At 34.5% G+C, this 18370-nt stretch carries 13 protein-coding genes; 10 read left to right on the plus strand and 3 right to left on the minus strand.

The features are described from left to right. Positions 1–26: 26 nt before the first annotated feature. The 7 genes from GQR87_RS17730 (at position 27) to GQR87_RS17760 (ending at position 7785) form a co-directional block, all read left to right on the plus strand. Positions 27–1514 carry an oligosaccharide flippase family protein gene (locus tag GQR87_RS17730; RefSeq protein ID WP_158971652.1) on the plus strand — a complete coding sequence of 496 codons (1488 nt, stop codon included), beginning with the start codon at positions 27–29 and terminating at the stop codon, positions 1512–1514. A gap of 11 nt (positions 1515–1525) precedes the next feature. Next, entirely contained in the window at positions 1526–2413 is an 888-nt protein-coding gene (locus tag GQR87_RS17735; RefSeq protein WP_158971654.1) for a hypothetical protein, read from the plus strand. A gap of 7 nt (positions 2414–2420) precedes the next feature. Further along, complete coding sequence (locus tag GQR87_RS17740; RefSeq protein WP_158971656.1) at positions 2421–3278, plus strand: hypothetical protein; 858 nt, start codon at positions 2421–2423, stop codon at positions 3276–3278. A 27-nt stretch (positions 3279–3305) separates the two neighbouring features. After that, complete coding sequence (locus GQR87_RS17745; protein WP_158971658.1) at positions 3306–4529, plus strand: glycosyltransferase; 1224 nt, start codon at positions 3306–3308, stop codon at positions 4527–4529. Between the two features lie 118 nt (positions 4530–4647). Further along, positions 4648–5358: a sulfotransferase family 2 domain-containing protein gene (locus GQR87_RS17750; RefSeq protein ID WP_158971660.1), complete on the plus strand. Its 711-nt coding sequence runs from the start codon at positions 4648–4650 to the stop codon at positions 5356–5358. 190 nt (positions 5359–5548) lie between these two features. Further along, a protein-coding gene (locus GQR87_RS17755; protein WP_158971662.1) for an IS3 family transposase occupies positions 5549–6672 on the plus strand; the annotation gives its coding sequence in 2 pieces (ribosomal slippage) (positions 5549–5780 and positions 5780–6672; 1125 coding nt in all). Positions 6673–6786: 114 nt separating this feature from the next. Further along, complete coding sequence (locus GQR87_RS17760) at positions 6787–7785, plus strand: glycosyltransferase (protein WP_158971664.1); 999 nt, start codon at positions 6787–6789, stop codon at positions 7783–7785. Here GQR87_RS17760 and GQR87_RS17765 read toward each other — a convergent pair. After that, positions 7768–8856, minus strand: coding sequence for a glycosyltransferase (locus GQR87_RS17765; RefSeq protein WP_158971666.1), 1089 nt, complete (start codon positions 8854–8856; stop codon positions 7768–7770). The two genes, GQR87_RS17760 and GQR87_RS17765, sit on opposite strands and share 18 nt — an antisense overlap. A 180-nt stretch (positions 8857–9036) precedes the next feature. Between GQR87_RS17765 and GQR87_RS17770 the strand changes: the two genes are divergently transcribed. From GQR87_RS17770 to GQR87_RS17780, 3 genes are all read left to right on the plus strand, one after another. Then, positions 9037–10038 (plus strand): glycosyltransferase family A protein, encoded by a 1002-nt coding sequence (locus GQR87_RS17770; protein WP_158971668.1) that lies wholly within the window; start codon positions 9037–9039, stop codon positions 10036–10038. A 73-nt stretch (positions 10039–10111) separates the two neighbouring features. After that, a complete protein-coding gene (locus tag GQR87_RS17775; RefSeq protein WP_158971670.1) occupies positions 10112–12400 on the plus strand; it encodes an NAD-dependent epimerase/dehydratase family protein in 2289 nt (762 codons plus the stop codon). A 79-nt stretch (positions 12401–12479) separates the two neighbouring features. After that, positions 12480–13535, plus strand: coding sequence for an acyltransferase (locus tag GQR87_RS17780; RefSeq protein WP_158971672.1), 1056 nt, complete (start codon positions 12480–12482; stop codon positions 13533–13535). Positions 13536–13573: 38 nt separating this feature from the next. On the opposite strand, the gene GQR87_RS17785 is transcribed toward GQR87_RS17780, so the two are convergent. Further along, positions 13574–14629, minus strand: a complete 1056-nt coding sequence (locus GQR87_RS17785) for a hypothetical protein (RefSeq protein WP_370459644.1) — start codon at positions 14627–14629, stop codon at positions 13574–13576. Positions 14630–14826: 197 nt separating this feature from the next. Beyond that, positions 14827–18345 carry a VanZ family protein gene (locus tag GQR87_RS17790; protein WP_158971676.1) on the minus strand — a complete coding sequence of 1173 codons (3519 nt, stop codon included), beginning with the start codon at positions 18343–18345 and terminating at the stop codon, positions 14827–14829. Between the last annotated feature and the right edge of the window lie 25 nt (positions 18346–18370).

Raw genomic sequence — 18370 nt, forward strand, 5'->3', positions numbered from 1 at the left:
GATTGAATCATACAAGGCAATTCACTTTGAGTAGTTTAAAAAAAACACTTTCCAGTAGTTTTTTATTAAGTTTTGAAACCATATTAAGAAAATTAGTCGGACTTGTTAGTACATTAGTGTTAGCGCGCCTATTGATGCCTGAAGATTTTGGGATCATTGCTATTGCCTTAATGACAATGGGCCTATTAGAGGCCATGAAGGAGTTTGGGGCAGGAGCGTACTTGATGCGTTCAAAAGATATTAACAAAGATATGATCAATACTTCATGGACCATTGGATTAATATCTACTATCGTATTTGCATTAATATTAGCCGTTAGTTCCCCCTTGGTTGCTGCATATTTTGAAGACCCTCGACTCATTCCTGTTCTCTGTGTTTACGCTACAATGTGGCTTTTACGCTCTGTAGGAAATCCAGGGACTGTTTTATTAAAAAGAGAACAAAATTATTTACCCATCGTCAAAGCGAGTATCATTAGCAAGGTCATTTCTGTGGTAATAGTTATTCCCGCTGCAATATACTTTCAAAATTACTGGGCCTTAGTAATAGCCCAATACTCTATGTCGTTAACAGGTGTTATAAGTGGTTATATAATTCACCCACATAGGCCTAGGTTATGTTTAGTTAACTTTAAAGAGCAATGGAAGTTTTCAAGTTGGTTTCTATTACAGTCTATATTGGGGTATTGCCGCTCACAGCTTGATACCTTTTTAGTTGGTTCATTTTTCGACAAGGCCGCGCTTGGCTCATACCATACAATGAAATATTTAGCATCGATGCCAACCACCTTCTTAATAGGCCCAGCTACTGAGCCATTACTTGTGCAATTAGCCAAAATTAAAGATACAAAGGCGTACTTTTCACAGCAATATAATGTAAGTTTGATTGTGCCTTTGTGTTTAGCAATTCCAGCATGTCTATTTATTTACTATAACCATGCATTAGTGACCCACATCATATTAGGTGACAATTGGATCGAATATTCAAAATTATTTGCTATATTTTGCATTTCAATTTTTACCATTTTAGTCCAACAGCACGCGTTACGTGTACTAATTATTCACGCAAAAACCAAACAAATTTTTTACTTTGAAATATTATCTTTTATCGGTTTATATGGTTATTTACTCACCCAGAACTTTGACGAAATCCTTGTTTTTTCTACATCAAAAATAGCAATTGAACTATTAATGGCGCTACTTGTATTTATATACGTGACAATAAGATACACCTCTGTAAATAACTTATTACAGTGTTTTTTATGTATATTACCCGTTGCTATTTCTGCATACATAGCTTCATATACAACGCGGCATATAATATTAGACCAGGGAGAGATAATTCAATTTATTATTACTACTGCCTCATTCGGCATAATTTATTTTTTAAGCTTGATTATTCAAGTTATGATTCTGAGGAATATGAGTAGAGAGTGGGCTTATATATGGAATATTTGCAGAAAAGTCATAATCAAAACCTTAGAAAGCAAACCGTTTAAATCAAAAAAGATATAGGCACACTCAATATGTTTTATTTTATTACTACATTAAGGCACCCCAGTAATGCTAAAAACTATCAGTCAGTATTAAATTTACTAAAGAACACAATTGAATCTGTTTGTAGTCAAAAAACGCAACACAGTTACAAATTTTTGATTGTTTGCAACGAAATACCCGACATTAAAGTCGACACAAGTAAAGTTGAGTTTCTAGCAGTCGATTTTGAGCCCCCAGGTGAAGGTGCTGGCAGTAAACTTTCTTTTGAAAGCGTACTTAAAGATAAAGGCACAAAACTAGCGGCGGGCTTAGCATGGATACATCAATATAATCCAAGTAAAGTATTTATCATTGATGCTGATGACTGGGTTAGTCGTGACGTTGTCGAGTTTGTGAATTCTAATCCAGAAGTAGATTATTGGCATGTCGACACAGGTTATTTAGTCAATCTTGCAGAGAAAAAGAGCACACGTAAACATGGATTATGTCGATACTGCGGTAGTACTTATATATACAACTACCATAAACTACTTAACTTAATAGGTTATACTGGCACATTAAACCAAATATTATCCCAAGATCAAATAATCGAAAATATAGATGGGTTCGGCTTACTTTATTTGTTAGGTGACCATAGACGTCAATTAGGTTTTTTTCATAGGCTTCAAGAGAAAATAATCCCCATCCCATTTAAAGCCATTTGTTGGATACTTGACACTGGAGAAAACCATTCAGGAAAAACAGGCGGAAGCGATGGAGTACCCATTACTGCAGCAATGTTAAATGAGTTTGGTATCAAGAGCTTTGATATACCAGATCGCAAAGCAACATTAATGGAGAAATGTAAAGAATTCATTGCCAAAACGACTTCTCGTATAGGTTGGGCCAAAACTGATAAAACAGCAGAAAAAGTGTAGGAAAACAATGATTAACCTAATAAAAAAACCTCAGCAGCCTCAAAAAAAATATCTAGTCTTTACCTCTGCTGGTATCAACTCTAATTTAATGCATTGGTTAAAAGGTGAACGCAACTTTGATTTATGGGTCAGTTACTATGGCGATGAAGATAATAAATTTAAAGATAATGCCGACTATTATATTGCTAAAAAAGGTGGGAAATTCCCTAATTTCCATTATTGTTATCAAAAATGGAATGAAATAATAAGTCATTATGATGCAGTTATGATCATGGATGATGACTTGATTTTTAGTGGTTCTGATATTAGTCAGCTTTTTAATACACAACAAGAATTAGATCTGTGGCTTTTACAACCAGCATTCGATAGAAGAGGAAAAGTCAGTTTTAGCATCACCGAAACACATGCTTTTAGCAAGTTACGTTATGTTAATTTTGTAGAAGTCACCTGCCCACTATTTCAAAAAGGTAAATTAGCAGAATTCATGGCCATCTATGATCCAATTCTTATTGGCTGGGGCGTAGATCTTTGGTACTCCGAAATACTTTCAAAGCAAGATACCATGCATAATAAAATTGCTATTATTGATGAAATATCCTGCATAAACCCCAGAGATAAAACCAAACAAAATCAACTACGTGAAATTGATAAACTACAAAATACAGAGACACGTCAACTAGTTTGGCAAACGATACAAGAAAAACATAACCTTGATCGAAAGTTCAAAGATAAGAAACAGAACTACACGCAAATTAACGCTAAACCAACATTGAGTAATATATTACTAGGCATAAAAATCAAACTAATTAAACTCGCTTATAACTGCTATAAAAATATTAGATCTGAAAAATGGCGGCCTTCGTAACAATACTAAAACAAGCGATTCAAACACATGAAAATAGTATTTTTTGTTAGAGAATTCCCAGTTTATTCTGAAACTTTTATTATTGATCAAATCATTGGACTTATTGATAGAGGCTTTGATGTAAGCATTATAACGCTTGCAATAAATGATCAAGCTCAATCAAAATCAGTTAGTCATTATAAATTAATGGATAAAGTGCAATTGATTTCAGCTAATTATGGACATGGGATTAAGGCAAACATATTAAGTCTATTTGACGTAATAAAATCACTCGGTAATAAAGTTTTTCGTCATTACCTATATGATGGCCTTAAGCATAAAAAACGCGGAGTAGAAGAACTAGCGACAATCATGCAGCACGCACCTAAAATATCTGCCGATGCCATTATTGCTCATTTTGGACCTAACGCTGTTATGGCCATGAAATTAACAGAACTAGGCGTACTTAAAGGTAAAATCCATGCAGTATTTCATGGCTATGATATGTCAAGATATGATTTTATTGACAAATATTTACCCGACTATAAGCGTTTATTTAAAATCGATATGCTCGCCCTGCCTATAAGCCACTATTGGAAAGAAAAATTAATTGAGTTTGGTTGCCCTGATGAAAAAATTTTGGTGAATAGAATGGGGGTTGATATATCAAAATTTTCTTTCAAACCGAAAGAAGAATTGAGCACACCTATTAATATTCTGACAGTTGCGCGCCATACAGAAAAAAAAGGTATTGAGTATGCAATTGAAGCCATGGCCGAACTTAACAGACAAGGTGTTGATTTTATTTATAACATTGTAGGCACTGGCCCTTTGTTAGAAAAGCATTATAAACTCATTGAAAAACATCAATTAACTAACAAAGTCCATTTACTAGGCTTTAAAGAGCATCAAGAGATTAACTCCCTTCTAGAAAATTCTGACATATTCTTACTCCCCAGCGTTACCGCACCAAACGGAGATAAAGAAGGTGTGCCTGTCTCATTAATGGAAGCCATGGCTAAAGGTGTTATATGCTTATCAACTTATCACAGCGGTATTCCCGAATTAATTACAGATAATGAATCTGGCTTTTTAGTCGATGAGAGCAATTCATTACAAATTGCAGAAAAAATTATGACTATAATGCAAAGTGAACTTGGGTTAATTCAAAATAGAGCACGATCTATAATTCAAAATGAATTTAATCAAAAAATAGCTTATCAACAACTAGAGTTAGCTTTAAAACCTAATTATTCTAATTGTACTTTTTGAAGATAATTAGCAATAAATCCTACTTAAAACAGGTGTAAATTGCTCAACTCGCCGTATCTGTAAAACTTTGGTTAAAGGTCATATCGCTATGAAAATGGTATATAAATCAATAAAAATTGTGATTCGAAAGTTAGAATATCGATTTAAGTCATTTGAATCACTTAATAAAGAATCGCAACCGAATAAAGACAAAACGCTTTCGAGTACACTCAGTGACACTGGATATTGTTTTATACATATACCCAAAAATGGGGGGACCACTGTAGAAAAACTTATTTATAAAACTAAATCTGTTAAACATAGAAAGTGGTACGAGCTATATGCGATGGCCCCAAAGGAATATATTCATTGGAATAAGTTTTGTATTATTCGCAACCCTTATGATCGATTTTTATCCGCATACAATTATTTGCATCACGGTGGCAGAAATGCAATTGACTCTGAAATTGGAAGGCGTTATGTAAAGCCCTACAACGATATAAATGAGTTTATTAAAGCATTGGACAACGTCTCATTTAAAAATAAAATCATGTCTTATTTTCATTTTCAAACTCAATCGGAATACATTTTATCTGACGATGATATCTGCATGGTAAATAATTTATTATCTTTTGAAAATTTTGATACTGACTTAGCTGATTTTTTAGGGATACAAGCAAAGCAAGTTCTACATGCAAATAAAACGATTGGTCATGGTGCTTCATTTCCAGATTTAAATGAATATAGCCTTACTTTGTTACGTCAGATTTATGATAGAGACTTTATTTTATACGCATCACTTTCTGAACCGAAGTCAGATATGTATATGAAAAATCTATCAACGTTGTAAATATTATGTGGAATAGCTTATAGAAAAGTGTGCGGTGGTCGGCATTTGTCACAGTAAAATTACCTGCGTCTCAAAACAAATAAAAATTATAAACATTGAATTATCTCAGCCTAATCTAAAGACACAAATGATCTTCCCCTAACTTTGTAGACACTTTTTACTTAGAAACCGAAGTAAGGTAAAAAGTGTTATGAATAAAAAATATCCTAATGAATTTAAACAAGAAGCCGTTCGCCAAGTAGTCGAAAAAGGCCATTCCGTGCCTGATGTTGCCAAACGACTAGGTATATCGGATAAGTCACTCTATTTATGGGTGAGTAAGGCCAAAGTACCTGCCAGTCAATCAGCAGAGCAAGATGAAATACGTAAACTTAAAGCAGAAGTTAAGCGGCTGCCAGAAGAGCGCAACATCCTAAAGGAGGCCGCCGTGTACTTTGCAAGCGAGTCAAAGAAAAGTACACGTTCATAAAATCACGACTCGATATTTATCATGTTAACACTATGTGTAAGGTGCTGAATGTGCATCGTAGTGGTTTTTACGCTTGGTTGAAGCAGCCTTTGTCGAAAACTGCACTGGAAAACGAGACGTTACTTGAGCGTATTAAAGCAAGCTACGTTCAAAGTGGTGGTGTGTATGGTAGCCCAAGAATTACACATGAGCTTAAGCGGCAAGGCGAAACGTGTGGTGAGAACCGTGTTGCTAAGTTGATGAAGCAAGCCAAGCTCAAAGCTAATATTGGCTATAAACGGCGCTACTTCAAGTCTTCTAAGCCTCATATTGCAGCAGATAACCATCTACAACAGCAATTTGTTGTGTGCGAGCCTGACACTGCTTGGGTAGCAGATATAACATACATCAAAACCTATGAAGGGTGGTTGTATCTGGCCGTCGTATTGGATTTGTTCTCACGCAAAGTGATTGGTTGGTCAATGCAGCAGACCATGACGTCAGACATTGTGATTAAAGCGCTACTTATGGCGGTATGGCGAAGACCTAAAGCAAAAGACGTGATTGTACATAGCGATCAAGGTAGCCAATATGCCAGCGGTGACTATCGGGATTTCTTAGCTGCCCACAACTTGATACCAAGTATGAGTCGCAGAGGACATTGCCTTGATAATGCAGTCGCAGAAAGCTTCTTCCACTCGCTCAAGACTGAACGGGTAAAGCGAAAAGTGTACGCAAGTCGAAGTGATGCAAGAGCAGATTTGTTTGATTATATTGAAGTGTTTTACAATAGGATAAGACTACATAGCCATCTTGGTCATGTACCCCCTAATGAATATGAAAATACATATTCTGAAGCTAGCTGAGTGTCTACGATATCGGGGGAAGATCAAAATTACTGACACTGTAATCAAGATATATGCTAAGTTTACGAGTAAACTACCGTTAGATAAAAATATATCTATTTATTCGGCATTAATATGACTATCAATAATAATAATTCAAGCAACAGTCCTCTAATTACAGTCATAGTTCCTAACTACAATCACTCTAAATTTTTGAAAGAAAGGTTAGATAGTGTATTTTCTCAATCATATAAGAATATCGAGGTTATTCTTCTTGATGATAGTTCTAGCGATAAGAGTGAAATTCTACTTAAAGAATACGCACTAAATAAAAGTGTTACTCATTTTATTGTAAACAATAAAAATTCTGGCTCAACTTTTAAACAATGGGATAAAGGAATAAACCTAGCCAATGGAGAGTTTATCTGGCTTGCTGAATCTGATGACATTGCGGAGCTAACATTTCTCGAAGATTTAATTAATTTTCAGCAAATTCATAAGGAAAAAATGGATGTCATCTATTCTCAATCTTTTGATATAAATGAAAAGAGTGAAATACTTTCCAACCGATTATCGTATACATCTAATTTTACCCCTAACATTTGGAGAAATTCTTTTAGTCTAGAAGGTAATGACTTTATATTAGATTATATGAAAGTAAAAAATGTCCTCCCTAATGCTAGTGCCGCCATTTTTAGAACTGATAGTGCAAAAAAAATCGATCTATTTGCCATTGCAAAAAATATGAGAATTTGTGGGGATTGGCTTTTTTGGATTGAAATGATCAAAAATGGCAATATAGGCTTTGTTGCTAAAGAGCTAAATTATTTTCGTATTCATGGGGATGTAACAAGAGTTCACAATACTAAAGATAAAGTATTTAATAGGTGTCGAGAAGAAAAAATCATCCGAATTTTGTTAAATGAAATACTAGGTATAAATCAAAAAAAGGAAATATTATCTTTGTATGAACGCTGGTTTAAAGCCAATTCCTTCAAAGATATTTTTTGTAAAGATTTTTATCAGATTAAGCTTAAACAAACGACTTTATTACTGTATTTATTTTGGTTTTTTTTATCGCACTTAAAAATACTCAAAATTGTAAGGTCTATTTCATCAAGACTCTCCATATAACTGTTTTATTTTTTTTATAAAAACTTCAGAGCTAAAGTTTTGTAATACTTTTTCTCTGGCATTATTTGACAACATCGTCACTTTCTCAGGTGAGACAAGTAGTTGATTAACACACATGGCTAAGCTCTGCGGATCATGTGGGTTCACTAATAATGCAGTTTCATCATGAGTAAGAGCTTCAGGTATACCATTAACATTAGTTGACACAATAGCTTTACCGCAGGCCATTGCCTCTAAAATTGAGATGGGGAATGCTTCTTCATGGGATGCACACACAACAATATCTAGTTTCTGCAGCTCAGCTTTAACATCAGGCAGTTGCCCATGAAAGATCACTTTACCGCTAATACCTAACTCTTTGGCTTTTTGTTTTAAATAGGGCTCTCTTGGCTCTTGCAAAATATCGCCACCAATAATATCAAATTGAGCATCAATACCTTGCTCAATCAAAATTTTAGCCATATTTAAAAAATCATCATGCCCTTTTCTATATTGTAAATTCGCAATAATACCAATTCGGGGGATCAGGCTACGATGAGTATCAAGTGGTTTGAATACAGTCGTATCCACACCATTATGAATAACTTCCATGGCACTGTTTGGGCACAAAACTGTCAACGTATCAAGCAAGTGCAGTTTTAATTCATTGCTACAAAAAATAAAAGTCCTGGGGGCATACCTATTTTTAAGAGTCCAATTCATAAATGACTCTTCATATGGAAAATGCACATGACATATCATTGGAATATTAAGAAATTTACAAATGGGTTGTAAGCTTCTTAATGCCAAAAGGTCACCTGTGTGTACTAGTTTCGGTTTATGTTTTTTAAAAATACAATAATATTGCCAAAACTGCTTTATATAACTAAATGGTTTAGATTTATCAGGCTGATTAGCATCAATAGCAACAAATGATGCTCCTGCAAGTTCTGCAGCATTGCCCAATTCGTTTCCTTTAGGTGCTAGCATTACCGTTTGACAATTGGGTTTGATACCACTGATAATGGCAAGTGTAACCCGTTCGGCGCCTCCGATAACATTTACACTGTGAGCAAAAAATATTTTTTCCATTTTAAATAAATACGTTCATTTAATAATTGTTTATTAACAGTCAGGGTACAATAAACTCAACAAAGTTTAACTCATTTTTTTGACCATATTTATTGGAAACATAAATAGTAGTTATGTTTGTTTGGCACTTAGTTGGTATTCATATTTTAAATTAGTGACATTTTTTGGAGAGCCTGTTAAGTGAATTTAGTCAGCATTATTCTTCCTACTTATAATCGTGAAAAATTCTTAGTTACAGCATTTAAATCAATTGAAGAGCAATCATATGCAAATTGGGAGCTGATCATTGTTGATGATGGTAGTTCCGATGATTCAATTAACTTGCTTAATAGGCTAAAAAGCGCAGTTTCTAATCCCGTTAAGATCATTTCCCAAAAAAATGGAGGGCCTGCTGTTGCCAGAAATAGAGGAATACAAGAAGCTAGCGGAGATTTTATTGCCTTTTTTGACAGCGACGATTACTGGTTACCACATCATCTAAGTAACTGTATCAACGTAATGTTGCAGCATAAAGATGTAAGTTGGGTTTATGCTGCATGCCAAAGGCGTTTGTATGACACTAATGAGGTGTTACTAGATAGTACTTTTTATCATAACCGGGTCCCTAATCCACTTTTCACACTTAAAACTCGTTCAGATGGTAAATTACATATTATAGATGATGACAGAGCCACTGAACTCCAAATCACTCATGGTATTGATAGTGGGTTTCAAAACTCTGTTTTACGAAATAATGTTTTTAAAGAAATGCAGTTGCCAGATATGAGAATTGGCGAAGACAGACTATTTATAGCAATGGCCTTAAAAAGTGGCTTTAAACTAGCATTCATTGATGATATTCATGTTTTGTACATGGTACATTCTGAAAATATTAGTGATACCAACCTCTCAGAGTCTAATATTAGTAAGCGGATAGATGTAATGAAACAACTTATTGTTAGTTATGAGCTAACCCCAAAATACATTCCCAATTTAAATGCAATTGAAAGAAAAGCACTTCAAGAACGATTAGCAAGCGATTGGTTTTGGAAGTTAGGTTACTCTCTGCAATGGCAAAATGGGCTTAGAAATGATGCAATAAAATCGTATATGAAAGGCATTAGACTGACCCCCTTAAACATTAAATTTTGGAAAACCTTCATAAAAGCTTTTGTGTTAACTAAAATATTCAGACTCAAATAATCGCATCCTCTTTTTTAGCTAGATTGATAAATACCTAAAACCTCCCTAATTCCCTAATAAAGTAAATTGCGAAATGCTACTTTTTTTAGGTATTATAACACCTACTTATTATATGGATGTAGATATCATTAACATGCAAACTTCAAATAACAGTCGTGCTCAGGTAATTATTATTGGCGCTGGGGCTATCACTCAGCAATGGCATTTACCTATATTGATGGGAAGATCAGATTTTAATGTTGTAGGCGTTGTAGATAAATCACCTCAAACGACTAAGTTAATTGAAAAGGCTTATCCAGAGCTAAATGTTTATAGTGATGTTTCAGATATTGATACGTCTAGTTATTCCTGTGCGATTGTGGCAACTCCTGTTGCTTTTCATTATGCAATTACCAAAGATTTACTTCAAAAAAATAAACATGTATTAGTCGAGAAACCAATTGCATTTAGCCACAAAGAAGCTGAAGAGCTGGTTTTATTGGCAGAAAGTAAAGAGTTGATTTTAAGCGTATCTTTATATCGTCGGCTATACCCTAGCTTATCTTTACTCAAAAATATTATTGACAATAACACTTGGGGAGCAGTTAAAAGTTTTTGTTTTAACTGGGGCGACTTTTATAGCTGGTCTGCAAGCTCACTGGGCAATATGAAAAAAGAACTAGCTGGAGGTGGTGTATTGATGGACCTCGGACCTCATGCACTAGACTGGCTATGTTACTTATTCGGAGAAAAAATAAAACTACTCAGTTATAAAGATGATGCATTAAGTGGCATTGAAACTGATTGTCAACTTCAGCTTGAATTTGAATCCCCAGAGAGAACTATTGAAGGTAGTTTAATGCTTTCAAGGATTCGCAGCTTAGGTGGTGATTTAATTATATATTGCGATAATGCCACTTTGAGATTGAGTGTTGGAGAAAGATTTAAGGTTAAAATTGAACCATTGAGTAAAAGTCAATCGCCAAGAGCTGACGTTGTAGTTGAATATGAAGCCGCTAATGCACTTGATGTTAAAGAAGAGTGGTTTGAAACTTTCGCAAAAGAGCATGACGACTTTGTTCATGCAATCAATAACTCCCAGCCTGCCAAACTATCAGGTCGCAGTGTATTACCTGCCGCTAAAATAATAGATGAATGTTATCAGTCAAAAGCCCAACAATCATTCACATGGTCACAAACAAACTTGTTTGATGTTCCAGGTTTAACTGACATAAATTCAATATTTATTACCGGGGCATCAGGATTTGTTGGTGGTAGGTTAGTTGAAGTTTTAGCTGAAAATACCGACATAACAATTTATGCAGGCGTTAACAACCCAAACAATGCAACAAGAATATCCAGATATAACGTGAATATGGTCCAGTTTGATTTGAATGATGCAGAGCAACTTACACGCGTTTTAAATGGCTGTGATGCAGTGGTGCATTGTGCGGTAGGAACAGCATATGGTGATAACGACTTAATATACAGAACTACGGTCAATGGCACGCAAAACCTTTTAACGGCGTGCAAACAAAACAACATTAAAAAAATCATTCATTTAAGTAGTTTAGCTGTTATTAATATGGAAAATAATGGCAAGGAAATTACTGAACAAAACTGCCAACCCAGTACATCACAAAATATATATGCCAAATCTAAACTAGATGCCGAAAACTTGGCTTTAAACTTTGCAAAAACAGAAAATTTACAACTAACAATTCTTAGGCCAACAACAATTTATGGGCCATTTTCACCATTATTTAAAGTAGGGGCAGGGAAACAGGCAATTAATAACGGCGTAGTCCTAACAAATAGTTCGGCAAAAAGCCCCTCAAATAGTGTTTATATTGATAATGTGATATCAGCTATTCTGCAAGTCTTAGCAAATAATTCAACTATTGATGATTCTGTGTTTTTTGTAAACGACGATGACTCAATGACATATGAGCATTTTTATGGCTACTTTACCGAACAATTTAATCAGAAATTAGCGTTAACAAATAATCACCCTGGTAACAATCACTCAACTGAAGTTGGTACATTTAAATTGCTATTGTCAGAGCTAAAAGGAATTTTAACTTCAAAAGAATTACGTAAACTAGCGTTGAAACTTTACAATACAGAAAAAATTGGTTTTCCTTTAAGGTGGACGGTATCAAAGTTTCCAGCATTTGAAGATAAACTTAGAGATTCAAATGGTCTTGTTTTTAAACAAAAAAGTAAAATTAATGCGTCCCAAGTACAGATAGATGCATCCACTGACTCGCTCGTTTCAATGAGGCTATTTAAAAATTCATACCCTTTATATACATATATTGATAGAGACAAAGCGTTAAGTCTTACCGCAGACTGGGTGAAGTTTAGTAGTACCAGAACATAAAATAGTAAACATAATTACCGATTTCAAATATGTAAAGCTACAGGCTTTATTGTCTTTAAATTAACTTAAATGTAGCTTGATGAAAAATAGAATTGAACATTTGGACGGTTTAAGAGGATTAGCTATTCTGTTAGTCCTTTTTTATCATATATTCTCAAGGTGGACTGATAGACTGCCTTATGGCGATGAGTTTTCACTTTTTATTTTCAAGCATGGGTGGATAGGTGTTCAACTCTTCTTTCTAATATCAGGCTTTGTTATTTTAATGACCCTCGAAAGAACTCAAACAATCAAAAAATTTTTATTTAAGCGCTGGTTGAGGCTTTTTCCTGCAATGTTAATCGCTAGTTTACTTATTTATGTAACCGCTCAATTCCTTTCTGATAGGCCTGCAGGAGATCCAACATTACGCAGCCTTGTTCCGGGATTGAGCTTTATTTCTTCAGCCATTTGGAATAATTACCTCAATATAACAATGCCGACCATGGAAGGTGCTTTTTGGTCTTTATACGTAGAAGCATATTTCTATGTATTTATTGCTTTCGTATATTTTAAATTGACCAGCAATAAAATTACAGAATGTATTTTATTTATTTATCTTTGTTCCTTTATTTATTGTCGCTTCTTGGCGGGAGAAGATATTCAAGAGGACCCTATAAGGAAGTTTATTGAACACATTGGTTTTTTATATTATGGTTGGTTTGCTGCCGGTATGGCTTTCTACAATTATATGAAAAGCAAGAATGAAAAATGGTTTATAGCTGGTTTAATTATTGCTGTTTTTAGTTCAATAACATTAAGAAACATAGATATAGGTGCAATCATTTATGCGGTAATTACATCTTTAATATTCGCTCTATCTTTTAAAATCCAAGCCCTCAGGACAGCACTATCTTTTAAAATATTTACATTTTTAGGGTTTATTAGTTATCCATTATATTTAATCCATGAAAATGCGAGCATTTCAATGATTATAGCAATAGGAAGAGCGCACCCTGACCTGCCCAATTATTTACACCCATTGCTTCCTATCGTCATAGTTATATTAACGGCTTACGTAATAACAAAATGGCTAGAGCCAAAGCTAAGAATTGTTTTGAATCATAAATTTAGTCGATTTTTTAAGTCTTCTTAAATAAACAGAATAATATCCCTTTGGGATATATAAAATATTTAATCTACATATAGTTTTACTATATCTTTTGTGATTTTTTCCATTGAGTTAGCCTCTGTATCGTGATCAAATTTCGCGTTTTCTATGCGTTCATCTAGCCGTTTACATTTACTATACGCTTCGCTTAGAGCGTCCTTGACACTAGTAGAGTCAACATCGCAGGATACAAAATTACTCGACAATGTAGCCAAATCCTTATTTGCAAATCGATTAGTTACAGTTATAACTCCACTCAAGGCCATTTCTAAGGGGGGGTAACTAGGGTGCGGCGAAAGCATCAGGCTTAACCCAATATCATATTGACTTAACGTATTCCAATATACATTTTCGTCCATCTTGCCAATACTCTTTATAGTCCGACGCCCAAATACAACATCGTCGTGAGCTTGCCCTGCGGTATAAATGTCAATGTCTGGATTTTCCTCATTCAACAAATCAATAAGCCTTTGCATCCCGGTATTAAATAAATTTCTAGGTCGTTTCGGTCGAGCATAAAAAAATAACTTAGGTGTGGCATTTATTTTTGTTGGTAAAGTCAGCTGCTGAGATTGTATATGTGGCTTAAGAACAAAATAGGTATCAAAATTGAGTAGATTTTGGTTAGCAAAGTAATCTTTCAAAAACGTAGAATTAAATACAGGAATGTAATTTCCTTTAGTATAACTAGTTAATGTATCTGCATAATCATCTGACCATTGTGAAAATCCAGGTTCGAAGTCCTGGATAAAATAAATGTAAGACTTATGAGTAAACTCATTATTCTCTATCAATGAACGAATAGCTTTAGCTGTATACCAAATAGTTGCAATAAAAACTTCACCTAAAGAGGGAGAACTTTTTTTATACTCAGCTATGGTTAAAATGTCCAAGACTGAAATAGACATATCCAACTTTTCAGCTAGGTATTCACTTGCTTCTAATTTCTCTGCTTTAGATAAAAAGTTATCAAATGTTGTTATTTTCACTTTACAGTGGTTAATTTGTAACTCTTTTAGAAATAAAAGGGCAGTATATATGCCTCCAAATATACTTTCTTTTTTACGGTAGGAAGGAATATATTATAAGTTATTTCATCACCATTAAAGTTAAAAAAATAGATTTTTCAGAAGCTAAAATTTTGCCTAAAGTATTCCCTTTATTGTAATAATTTCTAATAAACGGCATTTTTTTGATTGTAGTTTTAATAACATTGAGCATTAGAACTTCATCTCCATATAACATGGAACACAATTTGAACTTAAATTATACACATTTAATTCAGTAAAAAACGAATATGGTTACTAGTTGCCACTCTTGTAACCCCATCCCACGTTTCGATTTTAATTCTACTACGCAAATAGCAAGTTTGATCATCTTCACCCATTTGATTGATGGGAATGAGTGCTGTGGCAGCATCTGAAAATGCAGGCACACTAATTGACTCAAGTGCCTCAGGTTTACCCGTTACACAATTTGTGATCAACTCCACATCCATTGGCAAACCAATATATTCTTTTTCTCGTGCAAGTAAGACTTGAATTAAAGCTATATTTCCTTGTTGAACGGCACCTGATTCACCAGGAGATAAACTAAGGTTATTTTCCGATACTTCAGCCACCAATTTAAATTGAGATAAAAACTGACCATGACTTGCCCAAAAAGTCCCTTTTTTAAGTGCCAACATTAATCCTACATAGGTTCTTTCAGGGGCGGAAATATGTATTCTTGAGAAGCCACAAGGAGGGTAATCCATTTCTTCATTATGATAATCAGAAGAGGCAATTGCTCCCCAAACATCATATCCTGCATCTAGCAATTGATCTAATGTACCACCAACGTTTGCGACAACAGGATCCCATCGGTGAATAGGCTTAAATTTATTTTGATAACTGCCAATATCTGCTGATTTTTGATGGCCAGGTGCACCACTTAAGCCAATTAGTAACTGATTATTTTCATTCCATTTTAACCAATCTAGTTTGTTTTCATTCTCTGACTTATCTTTTCTGGATGGATGATTATAGATACCAAGTACATCCATGCCCGTTACATTCTGCTTACTCAAAAAACTGAATAGGGTTTCGTCTGTTAATGGCTGTTTTTTATTATCAATTAACTCTCTAAGTTGTGGGAATATAAAACTTTCTTTTTCAGGGCTAAACAAGACATTGACATGCTCTCGGCCTTTATATGAGGGGGGATTTAATTCAGCCCCACTTAAGACCATTATATTTGGCTCTAGCAGCCGAGCTTTCTTAATGTCTAATAACTGATTTTGACTAATAGCTCGTTTCGAATCAGTATGGTCTGTGATTGCCACAGCATCACAACCATTATCATTAGCCAATTTGACTAAACTTTCAATATTGAGATTTCCATCAGAATATTGACTATGAGTATGATGGTCGAAAATAATATTTGTTTCATTTGCGGCCCAGGCAATTTTCAGTTCATGATCCTTAGATAAATTTAGCCCATTGGTTACAATAAATAATACCGCACCAGCTCCAGATACCAATAAAATAGTCAAACCAATAAGTTTTTTATTCATTCCTGTTGTTTGTTTCACAATTGCATCGGTAGGCTGCACAACATCCTTACTGATGAAAGGCGTCCCCACTGCCCCCGCTTTTATAAGAATAATACTTTGGGCTAATATTATAGCCCCGCTAACTCCAAGTAACAGTAAAGAATAGGCTATAGCCCAGCGCATTATGAGTTCAGTTTCCGCTAACAATTCGGTGCGACTGCCGCCAATTAGGAAGTCTACCCCAGAGAATGTATAGCCATATTTAACAAATGAACCAATTAAACCATTTTTCAGTAATAACCAACTAATTGGTATAGACAGACAAAATACTAAAATAGCCAATAGAACTGAACTCACTCTTTTTCTATTACCGGCATAAATAATTTGAGCTATTGTGGCAGTTGTAAGAATAACCAGTCCATACAAATAACCGCCCCCCCCAATTCCCCAAGCTCCTTCTCGGGCAATAAGTTCATTTAAGTTATCAGTGGATGAATAATCAAAACTGATGAGTTTACATAGAAAAAACCAAGGTAAAAGTAGCAGTAAACTTTTGCACAACTCAGTAATTAATCGGAGAAGTGAGGGAGATGTTTGTAACTTATAAATAAATGAAATAAATAAAGTCAAAAAATAAAAGAAAGGTCCGGTCAAAGCAGCAAAACGGATGAAGGGTTCTACGATCTGCGAAACATTTTTTACATTCTGCTCCCCAAAAAATATGACAAGCTGATAACCAAACTCGCCGAATATGCGAAGCCCGGTTAATTGGTAAGTAATATTAGAAGAGCCGTTAATATCAGCAATACTTTCCCGTGTCACAGCCAACATTAATAATAAAAAAGTGAACAAACTTAAGTAAGCACAATAGACAGGCAATTTCAGATTTGAAATAGTATTAACACTATGGCCTTTAGCGATCCAAACAATCCCACTAACAGCCACAAACCCAGCCAAAAACAAACAAGCATATTCTGCCAAACCTCCACCATTGTTATATAACTCGGCAATGTTATAGGGCAATTGAGGTAAACTCATAAATACAAATTGTGCTAGTACCGCCATCAACAAACAAATAAAAAAGTATTTAATTCGTGTATCTTTTGCATTTAACCAAAGCCCAGCGCTCTGCTGCTTGTTAATTATTTGAGCTGCGAATAACGGATCCAGCATATTTACTTTCCAGGCGAGCCAGGCCATAACCAATACCACTAGGATTTCAGTTATATCCGGTGTAGCCCCTTTTATCTGAGTTTGTATTACTTCTAAAACAAAGACTATCAAGGATAGTGATAACACACTACGTAAGCGATTTTTTGATGCTTTATTCGCTAAATAAAAATATAAAAAATAGAATAAGCTTTTCTCTAATAACGCAAAAATATTGACCAATGTATTGCCGCTTAATGCTGGTTTAAATGGAGTCCAGTTAAAGGAAACACTTGCTCTATATTCCAAACTCCCTAAAGCGTTGAACACTATAAAAGCTAGAATCATGAAGATAAACGCATCTAATTGAAGAGAATGGCGAGTAACAACAAACAAAAGAAAAGCCATGATAACGCCGATAAATACGTGTACATCGATCCCACTATCCACAATACCAATTTGCAACATAACCAATGAAATTAGGACACCAGCTAGTTTTAACAAATTCATTTGCAACAAAGAAGCACGCTGCATTAAATTCAATAATATAAAATAAAACAGGCTTTCTTTTATTACGGCTAAAAAACTAATATCAGAAAAAAAGACTAAACCTTTGATGTTTTCTTTAATAAAACCTATGTCAAAAGTAGGAATAAATGGCTGTAAATCCACCAGAATCAAACACCCAGCTAATAGTAAAAAAATATCTCTATTCCACTTATTTTTAATATCACTGAAAAAATTCAGTTTAAAAGCGCTAAAAGTAAATACTCCCAAAATACTGCCAATAAGATTCCAAATTGCATCCCCACCATAAGGTATTCTTGAAGGTGTCCACAACTGGCATATTTGAATCGAATAAGCGAAGATAAAAGACATTAGACATAGAATAATAAGTGTCTTTATTGAACGAGCAGAATAATAAAAACGTAAGGCTAGACCAAAAGGAATAAATAACAAAACATTGGCAAAACCATCTGAAATACCGCTGTTTAAAAAATTGAAGTTGAATAACTTATCAAGTCTTAGAGAAAAATCACTTGGAGTAAAAAACTCAAGTGGATATAAAGATCCATAAACAATTAATAACGCTAAGATTAACAAAAGTCGCATATGTGTACTTACTCATCCAATCCAT

This window comes from Paraglaciecola sp. L3A3 (assembly GCF_009796765.1).
In the GTDB taxonomy this organism is placed as follows: domain Bacteria; phylum Pseudomonadota; class Gammaproteobacteria; order Enterobacterales; family Alteromonadaceae; genus Paraglaciecola.

Bases quoted from the DNA above. Each gene is read 5' to 3' on its own strand.
- GQR87_RS17735 (WP_158971654.1), top strand. From the start codon at position 1,526: ATGTTTTATTTTATTACTACATTAAGGCACCCCAGTAATGCTAAAAAC.
- GQR87_RS17740 (WP_158971656.1), top strand. From the start codon at position 2,421: ATGATTAACCTAATAAAAAAACCTCAGCAGCCTCAAAAAAAATATCTA.
- GQR87_RS17745 (WP_158971658.1), top strand. From the start codon at position 3,306: ATGAAAATAGTATTTTTTGTTAGAGAATTCCCAGTTTATTCTGAAACT.
- GQR87_RS17760 (WP_158971664.1), top strand. From the start codon at position 6,787: ATGACTATCAATAATAATAATTCAAGCAACAGTCCTCTAATTACAGTC.
- GQR87_RS17765 (WP_158971666.1), bottom strand. From the start codon at position 8,856: ATGGAAAAAATATTTTTTGCTCACAGTGTAAATGTTATCGGAGGCGCC.
- GQR87_RS17775 (WP_158971670.1), top strand. From the start codon at position 10,112: ATGCTACTTTTTTTAGGTATTATAACACCTACTTATTATATGGATGTA.
- GQR87_RS17780 (WP_158971672.1), top strand. From the start codon at position 12,480: ATGAAAAATAGAATTGAACATTTGGACGGTTTAAGAGGATTAGCTATT.
- GQR87_RS17790 (WP_158971676.1), bottom strand. From the start codon at position 18,345: ATGCGACTTTTGTTAATCTTAGCGTTATTAATTGTTTATGGATCTTTA.